This is a genomic window from Embleya sp. NPDC005575, assembly GCF_040605455.1.
In the GTDB taxonomy this organism is placed as follows: Bacteria; Actinomycetota; Actinomycetes; order Streptomycetales; family Streptomycetaceae; genus Embleya.
Genome location: NZ_JBEXCV010000120.1, coordinates 20,208 through 27,877, shown reverse-complemented (window position 1 = coordinate 27,877; position 7,670 = coordinate 20,208). Strand labels below are relative to the sequence as shown.

Sequence of the window (7,670 nt, the reverse complement as noted above, 5' to 3'; positions counted from 1 at the left end):
CCTGACCACCGACGTCGACCTCGCGATGTTCGTGCTGTTCTCCTCCGTCGCCGGCGTCGTCGGCTCGCCGGGACAGGCGAACTACTCGGCCGCCAACCAGTTCCTCGACGCGCTCGCCGGGCATCGCAGGGCGAACGGGCTGCCGGCCCACTCGCTCGCCTGGGCGGCGTGGGCTCAGGAGCACGGCATGGCGTCCCGACTGTCCGAGGTGGACCGGAGCCGGGCGACGCAGGCGGGTCTGCGGCCGATCTCCCCGGCCGAGGGCCCCGCGCTGTTCGACGCGGCGATCACCGCCGCCCACCCGACGACGGTGCCGATGCACCTCGACGTCGCCCTGATCGAGCGGCAACCCGGACCGATCCTCCCCGTGCTGCGCAGTCTGGTCCGCAGGCCGGGCCGGCGTGTGATCACCGCGGCGGCCGAGAACACCGGGCTGCTCGCCGAACGCCTGGCCCCGCTCGACGAGTCCGGCCGGCGGGAGCTCCTGCTCGACCTGGTGCGCACCGCCGTGGCCGCAGTGCTCGGCCACGCGAAGACCGACCACATCACCGCCGCGACCGTCTTCACCGAGCTCGGATTCGACTCGCTGACCGCGGTCGAGCTGCGCAACCGGCTGGAGGGCGAAACGGGCCTGCGCCTGCCGCCGACCCTGCTGTTCGACCACAACACCCCCGCGGCGCTGATCGACTACCTCGGTGTGGAGCTGGCCGGCCGAACCGAAGGCCCCACGCAGTCCACCGTGGACTTCGCGGCGGAGGTGCGGCTCGCCGAGGACGTGGTCCCGGCCGAGAACGTCACCACCGTGGTCGCCGATCCCCGCCAGGTGTTCCTCACCGGAGGGACCGGGTTCGTCGGCGCCTTCCTGCTCAGGGACCTCATGCGCTCGACCGGCGCCACCGTGCACTGCCTGGTCCGCGGCGCCGACGAGAGGGCCGCGCTCGACCGACTGCGCGCCAACCTGACCTGGTACGGCATCTGGGACGAGATCGACGTGGACCGGCTGTCGGTCGTCACCGGCGACCTCGCCGAACCACGTTTCGGCCTCGACGCCGAGCGGTTCGACCGGTTCGCCCGCGAGGTCGACGTGGTCTATCACGCGGGCGCGACGGTCAACTGGCTGCACCCGTACACGTCGCTGAAGGCGGCCAACGTGACCGGCACCGAGGAGGCACTCCGGCTCGCCGCGCTGCACCGGACGGTCCCCCTGCATTACGTGTCGAGCACCGGCGTCTTCGCCGGGCCGGCACCCGACGGCGCCGGCCTGACCCCGCAGGATCCCACCGGGCCGCCGGAGGAGCTGACCAACGGCTACCGGCAGAGCAAGTACGTCGCCGAGAAGATCATCGGGCTGGCCCGGGAACGCGGCCTGCCCGTGTCGATCTATCGCGCCGACGTCATCTCCGGCGCACAGACCAACGGCGCGTGCCAGACCCGCGACTTCGTCTGGCTGAGCCTGAAGGGCAGTCTGCAGGCACGGGCGATGCCGGTCGGCGCGAACGCGCTGTTCCCGATGGTGCCGGTGGACTACGTCAGCGCGGCCGTTCTGGCGCTGTCCCGCACGACGAACGGCCGAACCTTCCACCTGTTCAACCCGATCGCGGTCAGCTATGCAGACATGGTGAAGCGGCTGCGCGAGTCCGGCTACGTCCTGGACGAGGTGCCCTGGGACGAGTTCGTCGCCACCGTCCGCGCCGACCGGGACAACGCGCTCTTCCCGACGATCGACATCTTCCGGAGCTACATGACGGCCGGCGAGGCCCTGTACATGCGGATGGACGTCGGCGCGACGGAGGCCGCGCTGGCCGGCACGGGCATCGCCTGCCCGGAGATCGACGCCGAACTGTTCGGCAAGTACGCGGAGTTCTTCGCCGGCGCCGGCTACTTCCCGGCGCCGGTGAAGCTCGGGTAGGGCGGTAGCCGGTACGGCCTCGGGTGGGCCTTCGATCCCCGGCGGGGACCGAAGGCCCACCCGCGAGGGCCGGATGTGGCCCATGTGCGTACTTGCCTTCGACGGCTCGACCGGCACATGGCCCTCCGGCCCTTCGGCGTGCCCGGCGGGCTCCGTGCCGGCGCCCCCGAGGGCGTGCGCGAGTGGTACGGGCACCCGCGCGCGCTCGCCGAGCGACGGTCCGCCCGAGACTGCGGCCCCGACGTGAATGGTCCGCCGGGGACGCTCGACGCCCCCGACGGACCATTCACGACAACCGGGCCGGCATCCGTGACCCGCACCGCGGGTTCACCGCCGGCTCCCGACTTACTTGCCGTCCAGGAACTGGAAGAGTTCCTCGTCCGTCGCGGCGGTGACGTCGAGCCGCTCCTCGGACGGGTCGGCGGAGTCCCGGAACGCACGCAGCTTCATCAGCAGGCCTTCGAGGCGATCGGCGATCCTGTCCCCGTCCGGGCCGGTGACCGAGGACACGGTCAGCGCCGAGTCGACCCGGTCCAGCTCGCTCAGCACCGAACCCGTCGGTGCCGAGGTGTGGGCCGCGAGCAGACGGATCAACTCACGGGCCACGGCGGCGGCCGTCGGGTGGTCGAACACCAGCGTCTGCGCGAGCCTCAGGCCGGTCTCGGCACCGAGCCGGTTCCGGAACTCCACGGCGGACACCGAGTCGACCCCGAGATCGGAGAACGCACGGTCGGGATCGATCGACCGTCCCGTCGCATACTGCAACACGTCGGCCATCCGGGTGCACACCAGGTCGAGCAGGATCGCGTACCGGTCCTCCTCCGACAGGCCGGCCAGCCGGGCCGGCAGCGCACCGGAGTCGGCGGGCGCCGGGCGCGGCGACCGCGGCGAGCGCGGCACCACCCCTCGGCCCGCGAGACGCCGCAGGATCGCCGGCACGTCCGCCTGGGCGCGCACCATGGTCAGGTCCAGTGCGACCGGAACCAACAGCGCCTCGTCGAGACCGAGTGCGGCGTCCAGCAGCGCGACACCCTGTTCCGACGAGGACAGGGTCACCCCGAGCCGGGCCAGTCGGGCCAGGTCCACGTCGGTCAGGTCCTCGGTCATCGTGCTGCGCTCGGCCCACATGCCCCACGCCAGCGACACCCCGGACAGCCCCCGGGCCCGTCGATACTGCGCGAGTGCGTCCAGGTAGGCGTTGCCCGCCGCGTAGTTCGCCTGACCCGCCGGGCCGATCAGGCCGGACATCGAGGAGAACAGCACGAACGCCGACAGGTCCAGGTCGCAGGTCAGCTCGTGCAGGTTCCACGCGGCGACCATCTTGGGGCTCAGTGCCACGTCGAGCCGCTGTCGGGTCAGCTCGGTCAGCACCCCGTCGTCGAGCGCGCCGGCCGCGTGCACGACCGCGGTGAGCGGGGCCTCGGCCGGGATGTCGGCGAGCAACCGGGCCAGCGCGGCACGGTCGGCCGTGTCGCAGGCGGCCAGGACGACCTCGGCGCCCAATCCGGTCAGCTCGGCCGCCAGTTCCGCGCCCCGCGGGGAACCGGCGCCCGTACGGCTGACCAGCAGCAGCCGCCGCACGCCGTGTGCGGTCACCAGGTGCCGTGCCACGACCCCGCCGAGCGTGCCGGTCCCGCCGGTGACGAGCACCGTGCCGGCACCGAACGCCGCCGCCGGCGCGCCGCCGGCACCGACCTCGGCCCGGACCAGCCTGGGCACCAGGGCCCGGCCGGATCGCACCGCCAACTGCGGCTCCTGCGCGACCAGCGCCGCCACCGCGGCCCACGGCACCGCCTCCGCGTCCACGTCCACCAGCCCGAACCGGCCCGGGTTCTCGGTCTGCGCGGACCGCACCAGGCCCCACACCCCGGCCTGGGGCAGCCCGTCGACCGGTTCCTTCGGCTCGGCGCCGACCGCGCCCTCGGTCACCAGCACGAGCGTCCCGGACGCGAACCGCTCGTCGGCGAGCCACTCCTGCACGAGGGTGAGCACCGCACCGGTGACCTCCCGAGCGTCCGGGCCGGCCGGGCAGCGCAGGAACACCACACCCGGGTCGGCGGGGACCTCCGCGAGCGTGTCCACGAGCGTCCACCGGGCGATTTCCGCCGGCTCGGCGGGCGCGGCCGACCAGTCCACCCGGAACATCGACTCCGCGGCCGTGCCCGCTCCGGGCGTCGGCATCTGCCGGAACCGCAGGCCGTCGACCGAGGCCACCGGCGCACCGGTCGTATCGGTGACCCGGATCGACACCACGTCCGCGCCGGAGGCCGACATCCGCACCCGCAGCGCGGATGCCCCGACCGCCGACAGGGACACGCCGGACCAGGCGAACGGCAGGACGGCGCCGTCCATACCGTCGAGGAAGGAGCCGAACCAGACCGCGTGCAGCGCCGCGTCCAGCAGCGCCGGGTGCAGGCCGTACCGATCCGCGTCGGCCGCCGCCTCCGGCGGCAGCGCGACCTCGGCGAACACCTCGTCCCCGCGCCGCCACAGCGCCGACAACCCGCGGAACGTCGGGCCGTAGTCGTACCCACGCGCGGCGAGGTCGGCGTACAGGTCGCCGATCGCGACCTCCTCCGCGCCCTCCGGCGGCCATGCGCCGGCCTCGAACGCGGCCGGCGGGGCACCGCCGGACAACGAACCGTCGGCGTGCCGGACCCAGTCGCCGTCCTCCGGGCGGGCGTGCACCGACACCGCCCGGTGTCCCGACTCGTCGGCCTCCTCGACCACGACCTGGATCAGCACCCCGCCCTGCTCCCCCAGCACCAACGGCGTGTGCAGGGTCAACTCGTCCAGCAGGTCGCAGCCGACCTCACGGCCGGCGCGCAGCACCATCTCGACGAACGCCGCACCGGGCACGACCACCCGACCCAGCACAGCGTGGTCGGCCGGCCATGTCAGGCCCTGCGAGGACAGCCGGCCGGTCAGCACCGTCCCGCCGGACTCCGGCAGCGCCAGCACCGCACCGAGCAGCGGGTGCTCCCCGGCGACCAGGCCCGCGGCCCGCAGGTCGCCCGCCTGAACCGGAACGTCCATCCAGTACCGGTCGCGGCGAAAGGCGTAGGTCGGCACCCGGACGGTGCTCGCGCCCGTCCCGGCGAACACCCGGTGCCACTCCACCTCGATGCCGTGCACGTGCGCCGCGGCCAACGCGGTCAGCGCGGCGACCGGTTCCGGGCGGTCGGCCCGCAGGACCGGCACCGCGACCGATACCGAGTCCCGCTCCGGGAAACAGCCTTCGGCCATCACGGCCACCGAGGCGTCCGGGCCGACGCCGACGAACCGGGTCACCCCGTCGTCCAAAAGGCGCTGCACCGCAGTGGCGAACCGCACCGGCTCCCGGACCTGGCGCACCCAGTACTCCGGTGAGCACACCGACTCCGCCGTCAGCGGCTCGCCGGTGACCGTCGATACGATCGGCAACACCGGCTCGTGGAACTCCACGGCGGCGAGCACCTCGCGGTAGGGCTCCAGCATCGGGTTCATCAGGGGCGAGTGGAACGCGTGACTCACCCGCAATCGCTTCGTGCGTCGGCCGAGGGACGCGAAGTGCTCGGCGACCCGCAACACCGCGTTCTCCTCGCCGGACACGACCACCGAATCCGGCCCGTTCACGGCGGCGATGCCGACCTCGTCACCCGCCGACATCGCGGCGACCGCGTCCTCGCCGGCCCGGATCGACACCATCGCGCCGCCTTCGGGCAACCGCTCCATCAGCCGGCCACGCGCCGCCACCACGCGGCATGCGTCCTCGAGCGTCCACAGTCCCGCGACGAACGCCGCCGACAGCTCACCGATCGAATGGCCGGCCAGCACCTCCGGCCGCACGCCCCACGACCCGAGCAGTCGGGTCAGTGCGACCTCGATCGCGAACAGCGCGGGCTGCGCCCACCCGGTCCGGTCCAGCAGTTGCGCTTCCGGGTCCGTCTCCGCGACCAGTACGTCGCGCAGCGGCCGGTCCAGCAGGCCGTCGAACCCGGCGCACACCTCGTCCAGCGCCGCCGCGAACTCCGGGAACGCCGCGTACAGTTCCCGGCCCATCCCGATCCGCTGGGTGCCCTGCCCGGCGAACACGAACGCGGTGCGGCCGGGGTGCGCGACACCCCGCACCACGCCGGGAGCGGTACCGCCGGCGGCGATCACCCGCAGGCCGGCGAGCAGTTCGTCCCGGTCCCCCGCCACCACCGCGGCCCGCTGCTCGAAGGCCGTCCGGGTGGTCGCCAGCGAGAAGGCGACGTCGAGCGGGTCGAACGATTCCACGGTGGACAGCAACAACCCGGCCTGGTCGGCCGGCCCGTCGGGAGTCCTGCCGGAGAGCACCAACGGCACCAGCGGCAGCGGAACACGTTCCTGCGGCTCGGCCGCCTCGATCGCCGGTGCCTGTTCCAGGATCACGTGCGCGTTCGTGCCGCTGATCCCGAACGACGACACCGCGGCCCGCCGCGGCGCGCCCGTCACCGGCCATTCCCGCCGCTCGGTCAGCAATCGCACCTCGCCCGCGGACCAGTCCACATGCGACGAGGGCGCGTCCACGTGCAGGGTCTTCGGCAGCACACCGTGTGCAAGCGCGAGCACCATCTTGATCACGCCGCCGACCCCGGCTGCGGCCTGGGTGTGCCCGATGTTGGACTTCAACGACCCGAGCCACATGGGACGGTCGCGGTCCAGACCGTAGGTGTCCAGGACGGCCTGCGCCTCGATGGGGTCGCCGAGCCCGGTGCCGGTGCCGTGCGCCTCGACCGCGTCCACGTCGGAAGTGGCCAGGTCGGCGTCTTCGAGCGCCTGCCGGATCACCCGCTGCTGGGACGGTCCGTTCGGCGCTGTCAACCCGTTCGAGGCGCCGTCCTGGTTGACCGCGCTGCCGCGCACCACGGCCAGCACCGGGTGCCCCAGCCGCACGGCGTCCGAGAGCCGCTCCACCAGGAGCATGCCGACGCCCTCGGCCCAGCCGGTGCCGTCGGCCGCGTCGGCGAAGGACTTGCAGCGCCCGTCCGGGGCCAGCCCGCGCTGGCGGCTGAACGCGACGAGCATGCCGGGGGTGGACATCACCGTGGCGCCACCGGCCAGCGCGAGCGTGCACTCCCCCCGGCGCAGCGACTGGACCGCCAGGTGCAGCGCGACCAGCGACGACGAGCATGCCGTGTCGACGGTGACCGCGGGCCCCTCGAATCCGAGGGTGTACGCGATCCGCCCGGAGGCGGCGCTGTTCGCGGTGCCGGTGAGCAGGTGCGCCTCCGCACCACCGGCGGCCTGGTGCAGCCGGGGGCCGTAGTCCGGTGCCATGGCTCCCGCGAACACCCCGACCCGGGCGCCGCGCAGCGAGGCGGGGCGGACCTCGGCCCGCTCCAGCGCCTCCCACGAGGTTTCCAGGAGCAGCCGCTGCTGCGGGTCCATCGCGACCGCCTCGCGCGGCGAGATCCCGAAGAACTCCGGGTCGAACTCGGTTGCCCCGCGCAGGAATCCGCCATGCCGGGTGTAGGTGCGGCCGGGTGTGTCGGGATCGGGGTCGTACAGCGACTCCGCGTCCCAGCCCCGGTCGACGGGAAATTCGCCGATCGCGTCGCCACCGGCGTCCAGCAGTCGCCACAGGTCCTCCGGCGAGCCGACGTCGCCGGGAAACCGGCACGCCATGCCGATGATGGCGACCGGTTCCCGACTCGCCTGCTCGGTGTACCGCAGCCGTTGCCTGGTCTGCTGCAACTCGGCCGTGACCCGCTTGAGGTACTCGACCAGCTTCTCTTCGTTACTCACAAGAACTCCG

Annotated in this window: 2 protein-coding genes; one reads left to right on the top strand and one right to left on the bottom strand. The window is 73.4% G+C overall.

What is annotated here, in order from left to right; genetic code table 11:
- A partial coding sequence (locus ABZS54_RS30860; RefSeq protein WP_355543375.1) for a thioester reductase domain-containing protein occupies positions 1-1,909 on the top strand: 1,909 nt, incomplete at its 5' end.
- 345 nt (positions 1,910-2,254) lie between these two features.
- Here the strand turns inward: ABZS54_RS30860 and ABZS54_RS30855 are convergent.
- Entirely contained in the window at positions 2,255-7,660 is a 5,406-nt protein-coding gene (locus ABZS54_RS30855; protein ID WP_355543372.1) for a type I polyketide synthase, read from the bottom strand.
- Positions 7,661-7,670: the final 10 nt, after the last annotated feature.